Origin of the sequence: Caballeronia sp. NCF2, from assembly GCF_023631205.1 — a bacterium.
GTDB lineage: Bacteria > Pseudomonadota > Gammaproteobacteria > Burkholderiales > Burkholderiaceae > Caballeronia > Caballeronia zhejiangensis.
Map to the genome: position 1 here is coordinate 32,688 of NZ_JALQDN010000067.1, position 21,498 is coordinate 54,185.

Consider the following 21,498-nt stretch of genomic DNA (forward strand, 5'->3'; position numbering starts at 1 on the left):
GTGCGCGGGTTTACGCTGAAGTGCTTGCTTCCCCACGCGTCCGTAAAGGAGTCGACATGGTCAGCGCGCTGTCAGCCTTCATCGCGCGATTGGGCTTCGCGAGAACCGCGCCGGGCCGCGTCGCGCCATTCGGCGAGAGCCGTCATGTGATGGTTCACGTAACCATCGACGCAAAACATGCCACGCCGCTGCGCCGCTCGCTCGTGCGCGACTGCGTGGGCGAACCGTGGACGATACGCGTCACGCCACTGCACGAACGCGATCGCGTCCGGCTCACGCTGATCCTGCCGCGAACGGCCCTCCACGGCGCGATCGATCGTCTGTCCGACGTCGCGCCATCGGCAAAAGTAAGCGGCTTGCTCGAAGTTCCGGACACGCCTTCCGATGCCTGGCGCAATCTCATGGAACGCAGCGTTTCGATCGGCGGTGATTCGGCGGCGCATATGGTCAAGCCGCGCGACGAACCGACTTCGCTATCCGGCCTGCTGACGCCCGAGCACATATTGCTCGGCGCGGATATCGCGAATCGGGACGCGCTTTTCAGCACGATCGGGCGCTTCGTCGACGATCGATATGGATTCGCGGCGGATCAAGTCACGTCATGCCTCGCGGCCCGCGAGGCGCTCGGTTCGACCGCGCTTGGCGAAGGCGTTGCCGTCCCGCACGGACAACTCGAAGAAGTGAATCAGGCGATGGCGCTATATATCCGCCCCGCAGCGCCGATTCCCTACGCCGCGCCCGATGGAAAGCCGGTAACGGATGTGATCGCCCTCTTCGTTCCCGAGCGCGTGAGCATGACGCATCTGCATTTGCTCGGTGAAGTCGCGGAGCACTTTTGCGATCATCGGTTCCGCGAGCAACTTCATTTCTGCCGCAATGCGACTGCGGTATGCAGGCTTTTCGCGGATTTTCCCGTCAGCGGACCCGCGCGAAGCGCGACGTAATTTATTTCGCCATCCTACTTTGTTTCCGCCTGCGGAACTTCGATCGGCTTTACTTCGACGGGTGCGGTGCCATCCTTTGTGATCCCGAGCTTGTCCGCCGTCTTCGGCGATACATCGACGATCCGGTTCTTCGCATAAGGACCGCGGTCCTTGATCTCGACGACATCGCTGTTGCCGTTCTCGAGATTCGTGACGCGCGCCTTGGTGCCGAGCGGAAGGGTCTTGCTCGCGGCCGCGTTGGACTGCGGATCCATGTGTGTGCCATCGGCCATTTTTTTCTTGTAGAACTTGCGGCCGTAGTACGAAGCCTCGCCCTTGCGCGGCTTGCCTGAGCGATCGATCCCGCCTGCATGCGCGGCCTTCGCCTTGGCGTGATGACGATGATGATTCGGCGATGCCGTCTCGCGCGCCGCATAAGCGCTGCTCAAACACGTCGACATCAACACGCATACGAATGCCCGAAGCCGCTTCATGTTCTTATCCTCTCGAATCCGATGTCCCGACTTTGCATCGGCGTAGCAGACTTCGGACCGTTTCCCTCTGCGCAATACGCTTGTATAGTGCGAGAGCCCACGATACTGTCGATGAGAGGAACCGTATGAATCAGAAGAACAAGAGGCGTCTTTTGCTCACCGGCGGCATGGCGGCGGCGGCGCTGTGCATTGCCGGATGCACGACCACGGGTCCGTCGTCCGGCGAAACCGCAGCCGGCACGGCCGATCGCGATCGCGCCATCGACGCCGCCGTCGATGCGACGCTGCAACGGTTATATGTTTCCGTGAACGGCTCGCGCGAACTCGTGAGCAAGGCGCGCGGCGTGCTCGTTTTTCCTCGCGTGATCGCGGCGGGCTTCTGGTTCGGCGCGCAATATGGCGAAGGCGCATTGCGTATCGATGGCCGCACCGACGGCTACTACAGCACGGCGGGCGGCTCGTTCGGCTTGCAGATTGGCGCGCAATCGAAAGCGATCATCTATGTGTTCCTGACCGACGATGCGCTCGCGCAATTCCGTCGGCGCGACGGCTGGGCGGCCGGCACCGATGCGACCGTCGCGGTCGCCAGGCTCGGCGCGAACGGCCAGCTCGATACGACCACGGCCACCAATCCCGTCGAGGTCTTCGTGCTGACGAATGCCGGTCTCATGGCCGGCGTGTCGCTCGAAGGCACGAAGGTCAGCCGGCTGAGTCCGTAACCGCGCTCACAGATCCTTCACCAGACGAATCGCGTCATAGATCGCGGCGTGCGTGTTGCGCGCCGATACCGCATCGCCGATTCTGAAAAGCTGGAACTGTCCTTCGGGATTCGTCTCTCCGCTCTGCGGCCTGCCGTCGATGAGTTCGTCGTAATTCACCGCGCCGCGGTTCTTCGATAGCGGCTTGAGCTCGAAGTAAAGGTCGTCCATCGGAATCGTGCCGTGATTGACGACGATCTGATCGTGACGCTGCTCCTTCGTCACGCCGCCGTAATCGCTGCCGATGGTCGCCACCAGTTCACCGCCTTCGCGACGCACCGATTCCAGCCGGAACGTCACCGTGAAGGTGGTCGCGAGCTTTTGCAGCGAGCGCATGTAGGGCACGAGATTCATGCTCATGACTTCGGGCGAGAACGAGCGGTCGGGCGTCATCACTTCCACCTTGCCGCCCGCCTGCGCGATCGTTTCGGCAGCCTGAAGCGCGGCGTGATCGCCGGCATCGTCGAAGATGAGCACGTTCGCGCCGGGCTTCACGTCGCCGGAAATGATGTCCCACGACGAGACCACATGCTCGTTGCCTTCGCTGCAAACCTCCGTGTGCGGCATGCCGCCGGTCGCGACGATCACTACATCGGGTTGCGCCGCGAGCACCGTTTCCGTATCCGCCCACGTATTGAACTTGAACCGCACGCCGAGCTTTTCGCACTGCGCCATGCGCCAGTCGATGATGCCCATCATCTCCTTGCGGCGGACGTTCTGCGCGGTGAGACGAATCTGGCCGCCGGGATCGTTCATCGCTTCGAGCACGACGACGTCATGCCCGCGCTCGCCCGCGACGCGCGCCGCTTCGAGTCCCGCCGGCCCCGCGCCGACGATGACGATCCTGCGCTTCGTCGCGGCCGGCGCGATGGTGTGCGGCATCTCGAGTTCGCGGCCCGTCGCGGCATTGTGGATGCACAGCGCCATGCCGCCCTGATAGATGCGATCGAGACAATAGTTCGCGCCCACGCACGGACGGATGTCGTCCTCCCTGCGCTCGATGATCTTGCGCACGATATGCGGATCGGTCATGTGCGCGCGCGTCATGCCGACCATGTCGAGCTTGCCGGCTTCGATCGCATAGCGCGCCGTGGCGACGTCCTGAATGCGCCCGGCATGAAACGTCGGAAAGTCCGTCGCCCGCCTGATCTCGCCCGCGAACTCCAGATGCGGCGCGCTCTTCATGCCCATGATGGGGATCACGTCGGTCAGGGCGGCATCCGTTTCCAGATGCCCGCGAATGACGTTGAGAAAATCGACGAGACCGCTGTTCTTGAGGCGCATCGAAATCTCGATGCCCTCTTCCTTCGTGATGCCGCCCGCGAGCATTTCATCGGCCGTATAGCGAAGGCCGACGAGAAAGCGCTCCCCGACGCGCTCGCGAATCGCGCGCAACACATCGAACGTGAAGCGCATGCGGTTATCGAGCGAACCGCCATATGGACCTTCGAGCGTATTCGTCAGAGGCGACCAGAACTGGTCCATCAAATGACCATACGATTCGATCTCCATCCCGTCGAGCCCGGCTGCTTTCATGCGCTCGGCGGCATCCGCAAAATCGCGCACGATGCGTTCGATGTCCCAGTCTTCCAGCTTCTTCGGGAAGGTCCTGTGCGCAGGCTCGCGGCAATGCGAAGGCGACACCGCGGGCAGCCAGTCGCCCGTGTCCCAGCGCGTGCGCCGGCCCAGATGCGTCAGCTGGATCATCACCTTCGCGCCGTGCTCGTGACATTCGTCGACGAGATCCTTCATCCACGGCACCACTTCGTCCTTGTACGCGAGGATGTTGTTGAAGACCGGCGGACTGTCCTTCGAAACCGCTGCGGAGCCGGCTGTCATCGTCAATGCGATTCCCGCTTTCGCCCTTTCGACGTGATACGCCCGATAACGCTCCTTCGGCATCCCGTCGTCGGCGTAAGCCGGTTCATGCGAGGTCGTCATGATCCGGTTTCGAAACGTGAGATGTTTCAGCGTATAGGGCTGCAGCAGCGGATCCGTGGACATGAGCGCCTCTTCGAAGCAAGTGGGAACGAACGCCGGTTGTGAATCAAGCGTAGAAGCTCTGTACACATGTGTCAAGTAGAGAGACAATGGTGTACAGCGGAACGCATACAGGAAAAAACGAAATGGATCAGACCCTCGACGCGGTGCGCGGCTCCGCCGACATGTGGCTGGACGCGGCGTACGAAGGGCTTCTCGAAGGAGGCGTGGATGCGGTCCGCATACTTCCGCTCGCAAAGAAGCTGAATCTTTCGCGCACGAGTTTTTACTGGTTCTTCAAGGACCGCGAGGAACTGCTTGCCGCGTTGCTCGGCCGATGGAAGCAGAAGAACACCGGCCACTGGATCGAACGAACCGAGGCATACGCGGACAGCGTGTGCGAAGCGATGCTCAACGTCTTCGACTGCTGGTTCGACGATTCGCTCTTCGACTCGCGCTTCGAAGCCGCGATGCGCAGTTGGTCGCAGCAATCGCAGGAGATCGCGGAGCAGATGGCGCAGGACGATGCGCAACGCATCGCGGCATTGACGGCGCTGTTCGTGCGCTTCGACTATGAACCGCGCGCCGCCGACGTCCGCGCGCGCGTCGCGTATTACACGCAGGCCGGCTATGTGTCGATGAAGCTCCACGAAGACATGGCGGTGCGCATGTCGCGCATTCCGGAATACGTCGAAGTTTTCACCGGCGTGCGGCCGCAGCAACACGAGCTTCAGCGCTTCTACTCGCGGCGCAACTTCGAGTTCGAGTGAGCGGCCGCTTATTGCAGCTTATTGCCGCTTGAGGCCAATCCCTTGGCGGAATCGGTCAGGTGCGACGTGAGTCCGATCGCCCGGCATAGGCTTGTGCGAAACATTCAGTCCGCGTGCAGCCGGTCTATTCCGCCTTTGGGGCCATCATGTACAAAATCCTCAGTCCGATTGGAACCGAGATAGAAATTCCGGAAACGGTCGAAGAAAATTCGGCCACGTTCGACCTGACCGACCTCGCTGGCGCAAAGCAATACTACGAGGAAAACGGCTATGTGGTCGTGCGCCGCGTCGTGGACGGGGCCGCGTGCGATTCGATCCGCAATGCATTCGATAAAACGGTCAAGCAGTACCCGGGATACATCTACCGGCAGGCCACTGCGAATCCGGAAAAAAACCGGATCAACGAATACGGCTTCGTGATGAATCCGCTGCTCAACCTTCAGTCGCTCGGCGACGTAGCGTTCGCGCCGCTCAAGAATCTCGCGGTGAAGGCGTTCGCGAGCAGGCCTGTCAAAGCCATTACACGCGAGATTTTTTCGGAAGAAGGCAAGCTCGTGCAGAGCATGTATTTCGAAGGCAACGCGGAGACGTGGCCGCATCAGGACACGTATTACCTCGATAGCGAATTGATCGGCACGATGGTCGGATGCTGGTACGCGCTCGAAGATATCGACGCGGGAGCCGGGCGTTTCTTCGTCGTGCCGCAAAGTCATCGCATCGACATGGTGAAGAACGGAAAAAACTTCGACGTCGCGTTCAATCACGGCCAGTACAAGGAGCTGGTCAAGAAGATCCTCTCCGAACAACGGCTCGAATTTCGCGCGCCATTCCTGCAAAAGGGCGACGTGCTTCTATGGAATTCGAAAACGATTCACGGCAGTCTGCGCACGACGCGTCCGCAATTTTCGCGCAGCTCTCTGACGTCGCATTTCATTCCGGTTTCTCACCGCTTCCTGCAGTTCCAGTCGAAGATCAAGCCGCTGAATCTGCGCGAGTTCAACGGCATGGCGTTCAATTGCCCGAAGGACATGGAGCGGTTATCGAGCCGCGTCGTGCTGGGCATCGAAACGACCTTTCCCAGGACATTCCAGATGGCAAAGAAACTGGCCATCAAGGCGCTCGTGAAATGAGCTTCGCCCGCGTCATTCGATAGCTAACTGATGCCGGACGACATCGTCACGCCGCCTTTGCGTCATCGGGACGTTCCGCCAGAAGCTCGCGCATCGCGTTGAGCGCGGCCGAAAAATGCCCTTTGCGCCAGACGAGCAAGGTGTCGATGCGACCGAATTCGCCCATCGGATGCAGATCCACTTCGTCATCCAGACGCGCGAGTTCGAGCACCGAGCGCGGCGCCACCGCGACGCCCGCACCGGCCGCCACGCACGCGACGATCGCGTGATACGAACCCAGTTCCAGCACCCGCGCGGGACGGATGCCCTGCTGCTCGTACCAGCGCGTCGCGTATGAGCGATACGCGCAGCCACGCTCGAACGCGATGAGCGTGAGGCCGGCGCTCGCCTGCGCCATCGTCGACGGATGCTGCCCGCGCGGCGTGACGAGCGTCAGTTCCTCCTCGAACACTGGCACGGACTCGAATTGCTCGGCGGGCAGCGTGTCGGGCTCGATCGGCCGCGCCATCACCGCCGCGTCGACTTCGAACGCACGCACGCTGTCGATGAGCGCGCGCGTCACGCCCGTCGTCAGTTCGAGCGTGACCTGCGGCCAGCGCTGGTGATACGCGGCCAGCACGCGCGGCAGACGGCTCGCGGCGGTGCTCTCCATCGTCCCGAGCCGCAGCCGCCCCTGCGGACGATCCTCGCTGACCGCATGACGCGCCTCCTCCGCGAGCGCGAGCAGACGTTCGGCATACGGCAGCAGGGTTTCGCCGGCGGGCGTCAGCACGAGACGGCGGCCATCGCGGATGAAGAGATCGGTGCCGAGCGTCTCCTCCAGTTGACGGATGCGCGCCGTCACGTTCGACTGCACGCGATTGAGCTTCGCGGCCGCGCGCGTCACGCCGTTTTCGCGCACGACGGCCCTGAAAATGTTCAATGCAGACAAATCCATGATCTTTTCCGAAGATTGATCGCATCTCGATTATTCATTTTTCAAGATGGATCGGTCAAGCTACGATGGGGTTTATCCCTTCTTCGCCGACCGACTCATGGCCTCGCACGCTCACGCTTCGCCGCTGCCCGCGCATCACGCCCGAAACGCCGCGCTCGCGTGCGCCGTCGTGCTGGCGGTGGCGCTCGGCGTCGGCAGGTTCGCCTTCACGCCGCTCCTCCCGCTGATGCTCAACAGCGGCGCGCTCGATATCCGGCACGGCGGCTGGCTCGCATCGGCCAATTACGCCGGCTATCTGATCGGCGCGTTGTCGTGCGCGGCGATCCGCATCGATCACGCGCGCATGGTGCGTCTCGCGCTCGCGGGGACCATCGCGCTGACGCTCGCGATGGGCATCATCCATCTCTTCTGGATGTGGGCCGCGATACGTTTCGCGGCGGGCGTCGTCAGCGCGTGGGCCTTCGTGTTCGCGTCGCAATGGGGATTGCGCCGGCTCGCGGAACTCGATGCGCACGGTCTCGCGGGCGTCATCTACGCGGGGCCGGGCGTGGGCATCGTCGCGACCGGTTTGCTCGGCGCGGCCGCCGCGGCGCTCGGCGTGCCCGCGCCATCGGTATGGATCGGATTCGCGCTCTGCTCGGCGGTGGCGGGCGTGTTCGTGTGGCAGGCGTTCGCGCATCGGGCGCCGGTCGCGCGCAGCCCGGCGCATGCCGCCAAAAGCGTGGCGAACGCATCGGCGCGCGTCGATTCGATCGGGCTCGTCGGCCTTTACGGTCTCGCGGGATTCGGCTACATCATCACCGCGACGTTTCTGCCCGTCATCGCGCGACAGGCCTTGCCGGCCTCGCCGTGGCCTGATCTCTTCTGGCCTGCCTTCGGACTGGCGCTGATCGCCGGCGCGCTGGTCGCCGCGCGGCTGCCGCTGTCGTGGGACAACCGGCTGCTTTGCGCTGCGTGCTATCTGATTCAGGCGCTCGGCATCTTGCTCGGCATCGTGTTTCCGAGCGCGCTCGGCTTCGGCATCGGCAGTTTGCTGCTGGGCTTGCCGTTCACCGCCATCACCCTGTTCGCGATGCGCGAAGCGCGCCGTCTGCGCGGCGAAGCCGCAGCCGGATTGATGGGATACGCGACCGCCTCATACGGGCTCGGTCAGATCGCGGGACCGCTCGTCGCCGCACCGATCGCCGCGCACACCGGATCGTTTTCCATCGCGTTGTGGATCGCGGTCGCGGCGCTTGGATTCGGCGCGGCCGGATTGACGTGGCTCGGAATGCGCAACAAGGCAAGCGCCGCGTAAGCAACAGGATCGTCCTATCCGCGCGCGAGGGCCGCGTGTCACAGTGGCGGGCATCCTCTGACGTGGAGCATGCCGTGTCCGCTGCCGAAACATCCACTCTGCTGTATCGCCCTTTCACCGCCGATGACATCGCCGCCGCTCACGCGCTTTCGGTCGAAGTCAAATGGCCGCATCGCGCCGACGACTGGCGCTTCGTGCTCGACGCCGGCGCGGGCTTCATCGCGCAGGAAGGCGAGCGTGTCGTCGGCACCGCGCTGTGCTGGAAGTACGGCGACGATGGCGGATCGCTCGGCATGGTGATCGTCGCGCCGGACTGCCAGGGCAAAGGCATCGGCCGCAAGCTGATGGAACTGCTGCTCGAAGCGCTCGGCAAGCGCATCACCGTGCTGCACGCGACGCCCGCGGGCGAGCCGCTTTACGCGAAGCTCGGGTTCGCGCGCATCGGTGCGATTCATCAGCATCAATCCGCCGATTTCGCCGTGCCGCGCATCGATCTCGCGCAAGGCGAGCGCCTGCGTGCGATCGATCCGCGCGATACGAATGCACTCGTCGCGCTTGCATCGCGCGCAAGCGGACTCGATCGAAGCACGCTCCTGCCTGCGTTGCTGAAAGTTGCCGACGGCATCGTGCTCGAACGCGACGGCGAAGTGCTGGGCTTCGCGCTGATCCGCGAATTCGGGCGCGGCCATGCGATCGGTCCGGTGGTCTCCGTCACCGCCGACGCGCAGCACGCGCGCCGCGCGCAAGCGCTCATCGCCCATTGGCTCGCGCATAAGGAAGGCAAGTTCACGCGCATCGACACGCCCGATGAAAGCGGCTTGTCGGCGTGGCTCGAAAGCATCGGCATGAAACGCGTCGATACCGTCATCAAGATGGCGCGCAATGGCACGCCGCCGCATGACGCATCGGTAGCGCAGTTTGCGATCATCAACCAGGCGCTGGGTTGAACACGATGACGATCCTCTATAAAGCCGATCCCGAACGCGGCAAGCAATGGGCCACGCACTTCGCGCTGAAAGCGCCCGACGTGCCGTTTCGCGTATGGCCCGATATCGGCGATGCCAATGCCGTGCGCTATCTCGCCGCGTGGCAGCCGCCCGCGGATGTCATGCAGACATTCCCCAATCTCGACGTGATCTTCTCGGTCGGCGCGGGCATCGATCAGTTCGATCTGTCCGGCGTGCCGCCGCATGTCGCGGTCGTGCGGATGACGGAGCCGGGCATCGTCGAAGGCATGGTCGAGTATGTGACGCAAGCCGTGCTCACGATTCATCGCGATCTTTTCGATTACGCCGCGCAGCAACGCGAGCGCGTGTGGCGCGAGATGCCGGTGCGCGCGGCTTCGACGCGGCGCGTCGGCGTGCTCGGTCTCGGCATGCTCGGCACCGCCGTGCTGACCACGCTGCGTGCGTTCGGCTTCGATTGCGCGGGCTGGAGCCGTTCGCCGCATGAGATCGAAGGCGTCGAATGTCATGCGGGCGCGGCATCGCTCGATGCGTTTCTCGCGCGCACCGATATCCTCGTGTGCCTGCTGCCGCTCACGGATGCGACGCGCGGGCTTATCGGCAAACGCGTGTTCGAGACCTTGCCGAAGGGCGCATCGTTCATCAATGTCGGGCGCGGTCCGCATGTGATCCAGCAGGATCTGCTCGATGCGCTCGATAGCGGGCATCTGAACGCCGCGATTCTCGACGTCACCGATCCCGAGCCCTTGCCGCGCGAGCATCCTTTCTGGACGCATCCGCGTGTGCGTCTCACGCCGCATATCGCGAGCGCCACGCGGCCCGAAACCGCCGTCGAAATGGTGTTGGAGAACTTGCGCCGTCATCGCGCGGGCGAGCGCATGATCGGCGAAATCGACCGCACGCGCGGCTATTGAATCGTCGGGCAAAGACCGCGAAGGCCGCAGCAGAAAATGCTGCGCGCCCCCCGCAAAACGCTGCGGATTCGCTTTTTGGCGATTTTTTTGGCGATGCACGCGATGCGGCTCTGCCGATAGTATGAAACGGTCAAGAGCCATTCCGCCCCCTTCGCGAAGAGAGAGCCGCATCATGTCGATCAAGTCGCTTGTCGAGTCCGACCGTAAGCATCTGATTCATCCAGTCGTCAGTTATCGCGCGCATGAAGCGCGCGGCGTCACCGTGCTCGATTCCGCCGATGGCGTGTTCCTGCGCGACATCGAAGGCCGGGAACTGCTCGATGCGTTCTCCGGCCTGTGGTGCGTGAACACGGGTTATGGACACGCGAGCATCGTCGAGGCCGCCGCGAAGCAGATGGCGAAACTGCCCTACGCCACGGGCTATTTTCATTTCGGCTCGGAGCCTGCCATCGAACTCGCCGCGAAGCTCGTCGAGCTCGCGCCTGCTTCGCTGCAACATGTGTACTTCACGCTCGGCGGCTCCGATGCCGTCGATTCCGCGCTGCGCTTCATCACGCACTACTACAACGCGACGGGCCGTCCGTCGAAGAAGCATTTCATCGCGCTGCAACGCGGCTATCACGGATCGTCGTCGATCGGCGCGGGCATGACCGCGTTGCCTGCGTTCCATCGCAACTTCGATTTGCCGCTGCCGACGCAGCATCACATTCCTTCGCCGTACGCGTACCGCAACGATTACGCCGATGACGCCGCGCTCATCGCCGCTTCGGTGCAAGCGCTCGAAGCCAAGGTCGCGGAACTCGGCGCGGACAACGTCGCCGCATTCTTCTGCGAGCCGATTCAAGGCTCGGGCGGCGTGATCGTGCCGCCCAAAGGCTGGCTGAAGGCGATGCGCGAAGCGTGCCGCAAGCTCGATATCCTCTTCGTCGCGGATGAAGTCATCACGGGCTTCGGCCGCACTGGCCCGCTCTTCGCGTGCGAAGGCGAAGGCGTCGAGCCCGATCTGATGACGGTCGCGAAGGGACTCACCGCGGGTTATGCGCCGATGGGCGCGGTCCTCATGTCCGATGCGGTCTACCAGGGCATCGCGGATGGCGGAGATGTGTCGGCGGTCATCGGTCATGGACATACGTATTCGGCGCATCCGGTGAGCGCAGCGATCGGCCTCGAAGTGATGCGGCTGTATCACGAAGGCGGCCTGCTCGCGAATGCGCAGTCGCTGGCGCCGCGTTTCGCGCAAGGGCTCGATGCGTTGCTCGATCATCCGCTCGTCGGCGATTCGCGGCATCGCGGCTTGCTCGGCGCGCTCGAACTCGTCGCCGATAAAAACAGCAAGCGCGGCTTCGATGCATCGCTCAAGCTGCCCGACCGCATTGCCGCCGCAGCTTATGCAAACGGCCTCGTGTTCCGCGCATTCGGCGATAACATTCTCGGCTTCGCGCCCGCGCTTTGTTATACCGAAGCGAACTTCGACATGCTGTTCGAGCGCCTCACGAAGACACTCGACGATGTACTCGCGCAAAGCGACGTGCGCGATGCATTGAAAGGCGCATCGGGCTTTAGTTCGCGCGCGGCTGCGTGATAACATCGACCGACCGCCGACATGCGAGACCGAACCCGCCGCGATGAGCACCGACAGCAAGCTGGACCGAATCGATCTGCGTATCCTCTCGCAATTGCAGAAGCGCGGGCGCATCACGAACGTGGAACTCGCCGATGCGGTCGGCCTCTCGCCCAGCCCTTGCCTGATTCGCGTGAAACGGCTGGAAAAGGCGGGTTATATCGTCGGTTATGGCGCGCAGATTCAGCTCGAAAAGCTCGGCGACGTGCAGGTGGTCTTCACCGAAGTCACGCTCGCCGATCATCGCCGCGAAGACTTCATCAACTTCGTGAATGCCGTGAAGGATGTCGACGAGATCGTCGAATGTCATCTCGCGAGCGGCGGTTACGACTATCTGCTCAAGTTCGTCACGCGCAGCGTGAGTCACTATCAAAGTATTATCGAAGGGCTGCTGGAGCGCGGCATCGGCATCGAGAAGTACTTCAGCTACGTCATCATCAAGACGTCGTTCGTGAAGACGCATTACCCGCTCGAAACGCTCTTCTCGCAGAACCATCACTGAGGCGCGCGCCTCTCATTCTCATGCATTCAACGGACGCACGCGCTTTATGCACGTGCGTGCTTTTTATCGTCGATCATTTTCACGCGGAGTAGCACATGTCCAGCAAATATCGTATTGCCGTGATTCCGGGCGACGGCATCGGCAAGGAAGTGATGCCCGAAGCAGTGCGCGCGCTCGACGCGGTGAGCAAGCGCTTCGGTATCGAACTGGAGTACCGGCATATCGAATGGGCAAGTTGCGATTACTACGCGCAGCACGGCCAGATGATGCCGGACGACTGGAAGGCGCAGTTGCAAGATGCCGATGCGATCCTGTTCGGCGCGGTCGGCTGGCCCGATACCGTTCCCGACCATATCTCGCTGTGGGGCTCGCTGCTCAAATTCCGGCGCGAGTTCGATCAATACATCAATCTGCGCCCCGCTCGTCTTTTCGACGGCGTGCCCTCGCCGCTCGCGAATCGCAAGGCGGGCGATATCGACTTCATGATCGTGCGCGAGAACACCGAAGGCGAGTATTCATCGGTCGGCGGCACGATGTTCGAAGGCACCGAACGCGAGTTCGTATCGCAGACGTCGATCTTCACGCGCAAGGGCGCGGAGCGCGTGTTGAAGTTCGCATTCGATCTTGCGCAAAAGCGCGAGAAGAAAGTTACCGTCGCAACTAAAAGCAACGGCATTTCGATCAGCATGCCGTGGTGGGATACGCGCGCCGCCGAAATCGCCGCGCAGTATCCCGAGATCAAGTGGGACAAGCAGCACATCGACATTCTGTGCGCGCGCTTCGTACTGAGCCCGGATCGCTTCGATGTGGTCGTCGCCACCAATCTCTTCGGCGACATTCTTTCCGATCTCGGTCCGGCCTGCACGGGCACGATCGGCATCGCGCCTTCGGCCAACATGAATCCGGAGCGCAACTTCCCGTCGTTGTTCGAGCCGGTGCATGGCTCCGCGCCGGATATCGCGGGCAAGGGCATCGCGAATCCCGTCGCGATGATCTGGTCGGCGGCGATGATGCTTGACTTCCTCGGCGAACGCGAAGCACACGATGCGATGCTTGCCGCGATCACGGCGGTATTGAAGGAAGGTCCGCATACGGGCGATCTCGGCGGCAAGGCGAAGACGACGGAAGTCGGCGCGGCCATTGCGCAAATGCTCGCCTGACTTTTCTGGAGACCACCATGACGCAACGATATGAACTGAGCGATCTGATTCGCGCCGATAACTTCATCGACGGCAAATGGGTTGCCGCTGCAAGCGGCCGACGCTTCGCCGTCACCGATCCCGCGACGGGCGACGTCATCGCGCAAGTGGCCGACAGCGGCCCCGCCGATGCCCGCGCCGCCACCGATGCCGCCGCGCGCGCCTTCCCCGCGTGGCGCGATACGCTGCCGAAAGATCGCGCCGCGGTCCTGCATCGCTGGCACGCGCTGATCGTCGAGCATGCCGATGCGCTCGGACGTCTCATCTCGCTCGAACAGGGCAAGCCCTTCGCGGAAGGCCGCGGCGAGGTGATGTACGGCGCGTCTTACGTCGCGTGGTTCGCGGACGAAGCCACGCGCATCTACGGCGACATCATTCCGCAGCAGCAACGCGGCAAGCGCATGAGCGCGGTGAAGGAACCGGTCGGCGTCGTCGCTGCGATCACGCCGTGGAATTTCCCGCTCGCGATGATTGCGCGCAAGATCGCGCCCGCGCTCGCGGCGGGTTGCACGGTCGTCGGCAAGCCGGCCGAAGATACGCCGCTCACGGCGCTCGCGCTCGTGATGCTCGCCCATGAAGCGGGCGTGCCGGCGGGCGCGTTGAATCTCATCAGCGCATCGCGCGAAAACGCGCAGGACGCGGTCGCCGACTGGCTCGAAGATGGCCGCGTGCGCAAGATCACCTTCACCGGCTCGACGCCGGTGGGCAAGTATCTCGCGCGGGAATCGGCGGGCACGTTGAAGAAGCTGTCGCTGGAACTCGGCGGCAATGCGCCTTTCATCGTATTCGACGATGCCGATCTCGATGCCGCCGTCACCGGATTGATGGCATCGAAATTCCGCAATGGCGGACAGACTTGCGTGTGCCCGAATCGCGTCTATGTGCAGTCGTCCGTGTATGACAAGTTCGCTGACCTGCTCGCGAAGCGCGTCGCCGCATTGAAAGTTGCGCCTGCAACTGATTCCGATGCGCAGATCGGCCCGATGATCAACGCGCGCGCGGTCGAAAAGATCGAGCGTCATGTAAACGACGCGTTGAAGCGCGGCGCACGCGCGCTGACGGGCGGCAGGCGTCTCGCGGAACTCGGCCCCAACTATTACGCGCCGACCGTGCTCGCCGATGCAACGTCCGACATGCAGTTGAGCTGCGAAGAAACCTTCGGCCCGGTCGTGCCGCTGTTTCGCTTCGACGACGAAGCCGAGGCGATCCGCGCCGCCAATGACACGCCTTTCGGCCTCGCAGCGTACTTCTATAGCCAGAACCTGAAGCGCATCGATCGCGTATCGCGTCTGCTCGAATCGGGACTCGTCGGCATCAACGAAGGCGCGATTGCGAGCGAGGCCGCGCCGTTCGGCGGCGTCAAGGAATCGGGCTATGGTCGCGAAGGCTCGAAGTACGGCCTCGACGATTACCTCTCGATCAAATATCTCTGCCAGGGCGGGCTCGAATGAACGCGCATTCAAACGCATACCCGATCGAGATCGCGTTCCCCGATATCGGCGCGCATGCCTCGGGCAACGCGGGCGTGCCGTATGTGCATACGTTCGATTCGGGCATCGACGGTCCGCATGTGATGATCAACGCGCTCACGCACGGCAACGAAGTGTGCGGCGCGATCGTCGTCGATGCCTTGCTGCGTGCCGGACTGCGCCCGTGGCGCGGCAAGCTCACGCTCGCGTTCGCGAACGTCGATGCTTACGCGCGTTTCGATGCGAGCAAGCCCGATGCATCGCGCTTCGTCGATCAGGACTTCAATCGTGTATGGACCGCGCAAGCGCTCGATGACATGTCGCGCGATTCGAGCGAGCTGCGCCGCGCCCGCGCGATGCGGCCCGTCATCGATACGGTGGACCTCCTGCTCGATCTTCATTCGATGCACGAGAAGAGCAAGCCGTTGATCGTCGCGGGACCGCTCGATAAAGGCATCGACTTGTCGGCGAGGCTCGGCACGCCTGCGACCGTGATCTGCGACGAAGGTCATCCGGAAGGACGGCGCATGCGCGATTACGAAGGCTTCGGCGATCCTTCGAGCGACAAGAACGCGTTGCTCATCGAATGCGGACAGCACTGGGAAGCGAATGCCGTGACCGTCGCGCGCGACGTGACCGCGCGCTTTCTGTTGCTATCCGGCGTGATCGACGAAGAAGACTTGCCCGCCGGATGGGTTCAGCCATCGCCGCAGGAAATGCTCGTTGTGCGTGTGACGGAACCGGTCGTAGCCAGGAGCATGGACTTCCGTTTCGCCGATGCCTACACGGGGCTCGAAGTGTTTCCGAAAGCGGGCAGCGTGATCGGCTGGGCGGAGGGCGTTGCGGTCGAAACGCCCTATGACGATTGCATGCTCGTGATGCCGTCGCTGCGGCAGTTGCGTCCGGGCGTGACGGTCGTGCGGCTCGGCAAGATCGAACGGCGCATTCGAGTTGCAGGTGGTTTTGCTCGTTGAAGCGCTGTTCTACGGTTGTGATGTGAGGTCGCCGGATCCCGTGTACTTGTCGGTCTATCAGCACTGCCCCTGTGCGGGGCGGCACTCACTTTCCTTCCAGTAGTCGCCGGATCCCGCTTTCGCGTCGGTCTATTAGCGTTGCCCCTGTGCGGGGCGGCACTCACTTTCTTTGCTGCTGCAAAGAAAGTAAGCAAAGAAAGCAGCTTTTCAGGCCCGCGGTCACACGCAATTTGGGTAGTTCTCTCGTCCTCGATGGCACTCGCCTAAAGAGTGCCCTCATCACAATAACCGGGCTTGGCTCGCGCACGGTCTGCCGCCCGAATACGTTGAGCGCGCTGGTTCAGCACGAAACAGCTTCGGCACAGCGCTACGCGCTGCCGCCGGGTATGCAAGGGAAACCAAAGGGCGGCGATTGCAGCGAGATGGAGACGTTAGTAGAGAAGCACGCGCATTCCCGATGGACCCATCGGCCGCGAAGCGAGCCGGAGCTATTTGGTGCTGAACCAGTTTGTTGTGTGGTGCGATGTGGCAGACCGTGCGCGAGCCAAGCCCGATGGGGCCTATGAGGCCCTCTTTAGGCAGCCCACGAACGACGAGAGGACTACCCAAACTGCGTGTGACCGCGGGCGTATCGGAAGCTGCTTTCTTTGGTTACTTTCTTTGAAAGGACCAGAGTAAGCGCTAAAGCGCTAACTCTGGTCGACGGCAAAGAAAGTGACTGCCGCCCCGCACAGGGGCAACGCTAATAGACCGACGCGATAACGGGATCCGGCAATCACCCAAAACCATCAAGAGGCAAGAAAGCAAATGAAAGTACAGCAACTCAAACAGAGCATAGCAATCGAAGGACTGGAAGACTGGGGCACGGCGGGACTTCCCGGCACGCAGGAAATAAAGATATCCGGCGTGCAAAAAGTGATTCCCGGCAGCGAAGCAATCGATACGGGCGTATTCGAATGCACGCCGGGCACGTACCGGCGTTCGGTGAAGGAAGCGGAGGTCATGCATTTTCTGGCCGGCCGTGGCCGCTTCACGCCCGATGGCGAGGACACGATCCACTTCACCGGCGGTGATACGCTCTTCTTCGCGGCGAACACCGAAGGCACATGGGAAGTCGATGAAACCATGCGCAAGGTCTACGTGATCTTCTGAACGTGCATCGGACGTGGCCATTGCGCTGACATAACATCAGGTCATGGTCACTCCAACAATTCCGGCGTTGCCCCCGCGTATTTGACTCAATATATTTTTAGTCATCCGCGCGCCGTCCTCGTCTTCGCTCGAAGCCGGACGGGACCGCGATCTGCAGGACGTCCACTGCTTCAATCTTGTCGAGGAAAACGCCGTGATGAAGATTGCAAGATTCCGCTGTCCGCACTTTCCCGTTCGTCCGCTGGCCATGACATTGCTGCTCTCCATCGCGAGCGCGGCGCCGTCGTTCGCAGCGGGCAAGATCACGTTCGTATCGCAAGGCGGCGCGTATCAGGAAGCGCAAACCAAGGCGATTCTCGATCCCGCCGCGAAAGAGCTCGGCATCACGATCAACCAGGACAGCATTCCGGATGCGTGGCCGCAGATCAAGGCGCAAGGCTCAACCGGCAAGCCGATCTGGGACGTCGTCGATACGCCCACGTCGAACTGCTTGCGCGGCGGGCGCGAAGGGCTGCTCGAAAAGCTCGACTTCTCGAAGTTACCCAACGCCGCAGCCATTCCCGAAAAATACCGCACGCCCTATTCGGTGGCGTACGAGTTCTATTCGACGGTCATCGGCTATAACAAGAAGTCGCTGAAGAAAGTGCCGCAAAGCTGGAAGGACTTCTGGGACGTCAAGAACTTCCCCGGCACGCGCGCACTGCGCAACGATCCGATGACGGTGCTCGAAGCCGCACTGCTCGCGGATGGCGTGCAGCGCGACAAGCTCTATCCGCTCGACGTGGATCGCGCGTTCAAGAAGCTCGAAGAGATCAAGCCGAACGTCACGGTGTGGTGGACTTCGGGCGGACAGTCGGCGCAATTGCTGCACGACGGCGAAGTCGACATGACGATGATCTGGAACGGCCGCGCGAGCGCCGTAATGAAGGACAATCCGGATGTCGCCTTCACGTTCAACGACGGCATTCTGCAGAACACGCAGCTTTGCATCCTCAAAAACGCGCCGAACATGAACGAAGCCGTGCGCTTCCTTAACGCGGCCGTATCGCCGGAATTGCAGGCGAATCTGCCGCTTTATATCGATTACGGTCCGGGCAATCCGGCTGCATTCAAGACCGGCAAGATCACCGACAAGCGCGCATCCGAATTGCCGAGCGCGCCCGCGAATGCGGCGAAGCAGGCGTTGCTTTCCGAAGAATGGTGGGCTTCAGAGTCCGGCATTCAGGCGAAGGCGCGCTGGCTCAAGTTCATGCAATAACGCCGACGTGTTCGACTTTCTGATTCTGGGCGGCGGCTCGGCCGGCTGCGTGCTGGCCGCGCGCCTTTCCGAAGATGCGCGCGCGACCGTGTGTCTCGTCGAAGCGGGCCGCGACATCTCCGCGCGCACGATGCCCGATGCCATCCGCAGCCGCTATCCGGGCCGCGCTTATCTCGACACGCGCAACATCTGGCAGGCATTGAAAGCGCGCATGAGCGAACGCGCCGCGGCGCTGCGACGCTATGAACAGGCGCGGCTTCTCGGCGGCGGCTCGGCGATCAATGCGTTAATGGCCAATCGCGGCTCTCCATCCGATTACGATGAATGGGAAGCGCTTGGCGCCGATGGCTGGAACTGGCAAGCGTGTCTGCCCTACTTTCGCAAGCTGGAAACCGATTGCGATGTCACCGGCCCGCTGCACGGCAGCGATGGCCCGTTACGCATTCAACGCACGGCATGGCCGCGCATTTCGCCGTTCGTGCGCACGGTGCTCGCCTCGCTTGCCGATAGGGGCCACGCCTTGCGCGACGATCAGAACGGACCTTGGGAAGACGGCACGTTCATCGGTGCGATCGCGGTCAGCGCGAACGGAGAACGCATACCGACCTCGGTTTGCTATCTCGACGATGCCGCGCGCGCTCGCAGCAATCTGACGATACGCACCGGCGATGTCGTCGAATGCATTCTGTTCGATGGCAAGCGCGCGATCGGTGCGCGCATCGTTCGCGCCGACGGCACGCGTGAAGACTTGCGCGCACATCGCGTGATCGTATCGGCGGGCGCGATTCACAGTCCCGCATTGCTGATGCGAAGCGGCATCGGCCCCGGCGATGAACTCGCCGCGCTCGGCATCGACGTAGTGGCCGATCGTCCCGGCGTCGGGCGCAATCTGATGGAACATCCTTCGATAGCGGTCTCCGCGTTTTTGCCGCGCGCCGCACGCACGCCGTTTCCGGATGAACATCACGAGCAGGCGATCGTGCGCTTTTCATCCGGCCTGGCCGACACCGTTCAAGGCGACATGCACGGCGCGATCCTGTCGCGTTCGGGCTGGCATTCGGTGGGTTATCGGCTGGGCACGATCTTCTTCTGGGTCAACAAGTCCTATTCGCGCGGACGCGTCACGCTGGCATCGGCGAATGCATTCGATGAACCCAACGTCGACTTCGCGATGCTCTCCGATTCCCGCGATCTCGAACGGCTCAAGCTCGCGCTGCGTTTCGGCGCTGCAACGCTTGCATCGGCTTCGATGGATGCGATCTTTCCATCGAGCTATTCACCGCGCGTTGCAGCGGTGGCGGTGCCGGGAACATGGAGTGCGCTCCAGCGCGGCGCGTTGAGCGCGCTGCTCGATATCGCCGGGCCGTTGCGTGGTGCGTTGATCAAAGGCGTCGTGACGCAAGGCATCACGATCGACGAACTGCTCGCCGACGATCGCAAGATGACCGAGTTCGTCATGCGCCATGTCGGCGGGACATGGCATCCGTCGGGAACGTGCCGCATGGGTTCATCGAGCGATCCGCTGGCCGTGACCGATGCGCGCGGCGCGGTGCATGGCATCGAAGGTCTGCATGTATGCGACGCGTCGTTGATGCCGTCGATTCCATGCGCGAATACGAACGTGCCGACGATCATGATCGCCGAGCGCGCGGCGGATGCATTGCGCGGCACGGTCCTCGACAAGCATGAACCGGCCGCGCACGCCGTGACTCAGGCGCCGTAACCCACGATGCCCTTCACTTCGAGAAACGCTTCCAGTCCCCACTCGCCATATTCGCGCCCATTGCCCGACTGCTTGTAGCCGCCGAACGGCGAGCCCGGATCCCACGCCGGATAGTTCACGTAGACACTGCCCGCGCGCATTCTCATCGCCACGCGGCGCGCGCGCTCCTGATCCTGCGATTGCACGTAAGCCGCCAGGCCATAAGGCGTGTCGTTCGCGATGGCGATCGCTTCTTCTTCATCGCGATACGGCATGATCGCGAGCACCGGGCCGAAGATTTCCTCGCGCGCGATGGTCATCGAAGGATTCACGTTAGCGAACACGGTCGGCTTCACGTAATAACCGCGTTCGAGTCCAGCGGGACGCCCCGCGCCGCCCGTCACCAGTGCAGCGCCCTCTTCTATGCCGACATCGATCAGCCGCTGCACGCGTTCGAACTGCACGTCGCTGACGACGGGGCCCATCGTCGTCGCCGGATCGCTCGGTGAGCCGACGCGCTGCTTCTGCGCCGCGCGCAACGCGATCTGCACCACTTCGTCGTGCCGCGATGCGGGCACGAGCATTCGCGTCGGCGCATTGCAGGATTGACCGCTGTTGCTGAAGCACGAATTCACGCCGGCCGTGACGGCTACTTCGAAATCGGCATCGTCCAGCAGGATGTTCGCCGACTTGCCGCCGAGTTCCTGATGCACGCGCTTCACGGTCGGCGCGGCCAGCTTCGCGATCTCGATGCCCGCGCGCGTCGATCCGGTGAACGACACCATATCCACATCCGGATGCGCGCTCAATGCCGCGCCGACGGTCGGACCATCGCCATTGACGAGATTGAAGACGCCTTTGGGCACGCCGGCCGCATCGATGATTTCGGCGAAAAGCACGGCGTTCATCGGCGACACTTCGCTCGGCTTCAACACCACCGTGCATCCCGCCGCGAGCGCAGGCGCGACCTTGCAGACGATCTGATTGATCGGCCAGTTCCACGGCGTGATGAGCGCGGCCACGCCCACGGGCTCGTGATTGACGAGCGTCGTGCCCTTCTTGCGTTGCCATTGAAAGCGTTCGACCGTGCGCAGCGTCTCTTCGATATGACGCTTGCCGAGCGCCGCCTGCCACGCATGAGCGAGCTTCGCCGGTGCGCCGATCTCGCGCGAGATGACATCGGCCATCTCGTCGTAACGCGCGACATACGCTTCGAGCAAACGCTCGAGCAACGCAACGCGCTCTGCGACGCTCGCCCGTGAAAACGATGAGAACGCACGCCGCGCCGCCGCGACCGCGCGATCGACATCGCGCGCATCGCCGAGCGCGACCTCGCCGATCGCTTCTTCAGTCGATGGATCGATGACCGGCAAACGTGTATCGCCGTACGGTTCGACCCATTCGCCGTCGATATAGAACTGCTGTAGATGTCGCATGGTTTTTCGTTGTGAAA

19 protein-coding genes are annotated in these 21,498 nt (G+C 62.6%); 15 read left to right on the forward strand and 4 right to left on the reverse strand.

Annotated elements, in window-relative coordinates:
- The first annotated feature begins 56 nt into the window (after positions 1 to 56).
- Entirely contained in the window at positions 57 to 944 is an 888-nt protein-coding gene (locus tag NCS02_RS26845; protein WP_250520106.1) for a PTS sugar transporter subunit IIA, read from the forward strand.
- Positions 945 to 958: 14 nt separating this feature from the next.
- Here the strand turns inward: NCS02_RS26845 and NCS02_RS26850 are convergent, their stop codons facing one another.
- The gene (locus NCS02_RS26850) at positions 959 to 1,417 is read right to left on the reverse strand and encodes a septal ring lytic transglycosylase RlpA family protein (protein ID WP_250520107.1); all 459 of its coding nucleotides are present in this window, start codon (positions 1,415 to 1,417) and stop codon (positions 959 to 961) included.
- Positions 1,418 to 1,542: 125 nt separating this feature from the next.
- Between NCS02_RS26850 and NCS02_RS26855 the strand changes: the two genes are divergently transcribed.
- Positions 1,543 to 2,136, forward strand: a complete 594-nt coding sequence (locus NCS02_RS26855; RefSeq protein WP_008346946.1) for a BPSL1445 family SYLF domain-containing lipoprotein — start codon at positions 1,543 to 1,545, stop codon at positions 2,134 to 2,136.
- 6 nt (positions 2,137 to 2,142) lie between these two features.
- Here the strand turns inward: NCS02_RS26855 and NCS02_RS26860 are convergent, their stop codons facing one another.
- Positions 2,143 to 4,179: an NADH:flavin oxidoreductase gene (locus NCS02_RS26860; RefSeq protein ID WP_250520108.1), complete on the reverse strand. Its 2,037-nt coding sequence runs from the start codon at positions 4,177 to 4,179 to the stop codon at positions 2,143 to 2,145.
- 122 nt (positions 4,180 to 4,301) lie between these two features.
- Between NCS02_RS26860 and NCS02_RS26865 the strand changes: the two genes are divergently transcribed.
- Both NCS02_RS26865 and NCS02_RS26870 read left to right on the forward strand, forming a co-directional pair.
- Entirely contained in the window at positions 4,302 to 4,925 is a 624-nt protein-coding gene (locus NCS02_RS26865; RefSeq protein WP_175981473.1) for a TetR/AcrR family transcriptional regulator, read from the forward strand.
- Between the two features lie 146 nt (positions 4,926 to 5,071).
- The gene (locus tag NCS02_RS26870) at positions 5,072 to 6,055 is read left to right on the forward strand and encodes a phytanoyl-CoA dioxygenase family protein (protein ID WP_250503709.1); all 984 of its coding nucleotides are present in this window, start codon (positions 5,072 to 5,074) and stop codon (positions 6,053 to 6,055) included.
- A gap of 46 nt (positions 6,056 to 6,101) precedes the next feature.
- On the opposite strand, the gene NCS02_RS26875 is transcribed toward NCS02_RS26870, so the two are convergent.
- Entirely contained in the window at positions 6,102 to 6,992 is an 891-nt protein-coding gene (locus NCS02_RS26875; protein ID WP_250520109.1) for a LysR family transcriptional regulator, read from the reverse strand.
- Positions 6,993 to 7,089: 97 nt separating this feature from the next.
- On the opposite strand from NCS02_RS26875, the gene NCS02_RS26880 reads away from it, so the two are divergent.
- From NCS02_RS26880 to NCS02_RS26930, 11 genes are all read left to right on the forward strand, one after another.
- Positions 7,090 to 8,289: a YbfB/YjiJ family MFS transporter gene (locus tag NCS02_RS26880; RefSeq protein WP_250520110.1), complete on the forward strand. Its 1,200-nt coding sequence runs from the start codon at positions 7,090 to 7,092 to the stop codon at positions 8,287 to 8,289.
- 74 nt (positions 8,290 to 8,363) lie between these two features.
- Positions 8,364 to 9,236, forward strand: a complete 873-nt coding sequence (locus NCS02_RS26885; RefSeq protein WP_250520111.1) for a GNAT family N-acetyltransferase — start codon at positions 8,364 to 8,366, stop codon at positions 9,234 to 9,236.
- Positions 9,237 to 9,241: 5 nt separating this feature from the next.
- Positions 9,242 to 10,168 carry a 2-hydroxyacid dehydrogenase gene (locus tag NCS02_RS26890; protein ID WP_250520145.1) on the forward strand — a complete coding sequence of 309 codons (927 nt, stop codon included), beginning with the start codon at positions 9,242 to 9,244 and terminating at the stop codon, positions 10,166 to 10,168.
- Positions 10,169 to 10,340: 172 nt separating this feature from the next.
- Positions 10,341 to 11,750 (forward strand): aspartate aminotransferase family protein, encoded by a 1,410-nt coding sequence (locus tag NCS02_RS26895; protein WP_175981466.1) that lies wholly within the window; start codon positions 10,341 to 10,343, stop codon positions 11,748 to 11,750.
- Between the two features lie 43 nt (positions 11,751 to 11,793).
- Entirely contained in the window at positions 11,794 to 12,291 is a 498-nt protein-coding gene (locus tag NCS02_RS26900) for an Lrp/AsnC family transcriptional regulator (RefSeq protein ID WP_008346961.1), read from the forward strand.
- Positions 12,292 to 12,386: 95 nt separating this feature from the next.
- Positions 12,387 to 13,451 (forward strand): tartrate dehydrogenase, encoded by a 1,065-nt coding sequence (locus NCS02_RS26905; RefSeq protein ID WP_008346962.1) that lies wholly within the window; start codon positions 12,387 to 12,389, stop codon positions 13,449 to 13,451.
- A gap of 17 nt (positions 13,452 to 13,468) precedes the next feature.
- Complete coding sequence (locus NCS02_RS26910; RefSeq protein ID WP_175981464.1) at positions 13,469 to 14,941, forward strand: NAD-dependent succinate-semialdehyde dehydrogenase; 1,473 nt, start codon at positions 13,469 to 13,471, stop codon at positions 14,939 to 14,941.
- Positions 14,938 to 15,933, forward strand: coding sequence for a M14 family metallopeptidase (locus NCS02_RS26915; RefSeq protein WP_250520112.1), 996 nt, complete (start codon positions 14,938 to 14,940; stop codon positions 15,931 to 15,933). The genes NCS02_RS26910 and NCS02_RS26915 overlap by 4 nt, the downstream gene beginning before the upstream one ends.
- An 807-nt stretch (positions 15,934 to 16,740) precedes the next feature.
- Complete coding sequence (locus NCS02_RS26920) at positions 16,741 to 17,085, forward strand: cupin domain-containing protein (protein WP_008346969.1); 345 nt, start codon at positions 16,741 to 16,743, stop codon at positions 17,083 to 17,085.
- A 196-nt stretch (positions 17,086 to 17,281) separates the two neighbouring features.
- Complete coding sequence (locus tag NCS02_RS26925) at positions 17,282 to 18,343, forward strand: ABC transporter substrate-binding protein (protein WP_008346971.1); 1,062 nt, start codon at positions 17,282 to 17,284, stop codon at positions 18,341 to 18,343.
- A 7-nt stretch (positions 18,344 to 18,350) separates the two neighbouring features.
- Positions 18,351 to 20,066 (forward strand): GMC family oxidoreductase, encoded by a 1,716-nt coding sequence (locus NCS02_RS26930; RefSeq protein WP_250523367.1) that lies wholly within the window; start codon positions 18,351 to 18,353, stop codon positions 20,064 to 20,066.
- Here NCS02_RS26930 and NCS02_RS26935 read toward each other — a convergent pair.
- Positions 20,054 to 21,481, reverse strand: coding sequence for an aldehyde dehydrogenase family protein (locus NCS02_RS26935; protein ID WP_250441534.1), 1,428 nt, complete (start codon positions 21,479 to 21,481; stop codon positions 20,054 to 20,056). The genes NCS02_RS26930 and NCS02_RS26935 overlap by 13 nt on opposite strands.
- Between the last annotated feature and the right edge of the window lie 17 nt (positions 21,482 to 21,498).

What these genes read in the sequence shown, in the direction of transcription:
- NCS02_RS26845 (WP_250520106.1), top strand. Translation starts at nt 57, where the DNA reads ATGGTCAGCGCGCTGTCAGCCTTCATCGCGCGATTGGGCTTCGCGAGA.
- NCS02_RS26850 (WP_250520107.1), bottom strand. Translation starts at nt 1,417, where the DNA reads ATGAAGCGGCTTCGGGCATTCGTATGCGTGTTGATGTCGACGTGTTTG.
- NCS02_RS26855 (WP_008346946.1), top strand. Translation starts at nt 1,543, where the DNA reads ATGAATCAGAAGAACAAGAGGCGTCTTTTGCTCACCGGCGGCATGGCG.
- NCS02_RS26860 (WP_250520108.1), bottom strand. Translation starts at nt 4,179, where the DNA reads ATGTCCACGGATCCGCTGCTGCAGCCCTATACGCTGAAACATCTCACG.
- NCS02_RS26865 (WP_175981473.1), top strand. Translation starts at nt 4,302, where the DNA reads ATGGATCAGACCCTCGACGCGGTGCGCGGCTCCGCCGACATGTGGCTG.
- NCS02_RS26870 (WP_250503709.1), top strand. Translation starts at nt 5,072, where the DNA reads ATGTACAAAATCCTCAGTCCGATTGGAACCGAGATAGAAATTCCGGAA.
- NCS02_RS26875 (WP_250520109.1), bottom strand. Translation starts at nt 6,992, where the DNA reads ATGGATTTGTCTGCATTGAACATTTTCAGGGCCGTCGTGCGCGAAAAC.
- NCS02_RS26880 (WP_250520110.1), top strand. Translation starts at nt 7,090, where the DNA reads ATGGCCTCGCACGCTCACGCTTCGCCGCTGCCCGCGCATCACGCCCGA.
- NCS02_RS26890 (WP_250520145.1), top strand. Translation starts at nt 9,242, where the DNA reads ATGACGATCCTCTATAAAGCCGATCCCGAACGCGGCAAGCAATGGGCC.
- NCS02_RS26895 (WP_175981466.1), top strand. Translation starts at nt 10,341, where the DNA reads ATGTCGATCAAGTCGCTTGTCGAGTCCGACCGTAAGCATCTGATTCAT.
- NCS02_RS26900 (WP_008346961.1), top strand. Translation starts at nt 11,794, where the DNA reads ATGAGCACCGACAGCAAGCTGGACCGAATCGATCTGCGTATCCTCTCG.
- NCS02_RS26905 (WP_008346962.1), top strand. Translation starts at nt 12,387, where the DNA reads ATGTCCAGCAAATATCGTATTGCCGTGATTCCGGGCGACGGCATCGGC.
- NCS02_RS26910 (WP_175981464.1), top strand. Translation starts at nt 13,469, where the DNA reads ATGACGCAACGATATGAACTGAGCGATCTGATTCGCGCCGATAACTTC.
- NCS02_RS26915 (WP_250520112.1), top strand. Translation starts at nt 14,938, where the DNA reads ATGAACGCGCATTCAAACGCATACCCGATCGAGATCGCGTTCCCCGAT.
- NCS02_RS26920 (WP_008346969.1), top strand. Translation starts at nt 16,741, where the DNA reads ATGAAAGTACAGCAACTCAAACAGAGCATAGCAATCGAAGGACTGGAA.
- NCS02_RS26925 (WP_008346971.1), top strand. Translation starts at nt 17,282, where the DNA reads ATGAAGATTGCAAGATTCCGCTGTCCGCACTTTCCCGTTCGTCCGCTG.
- NCS02_RS26935 (WP_250441534.1), bottom strand. Translation starts at nt 21,481, where the DNA reads ATGCGACATCTACAGCAGTTCTATATCGACGGCGAATGGGTCGAACCG.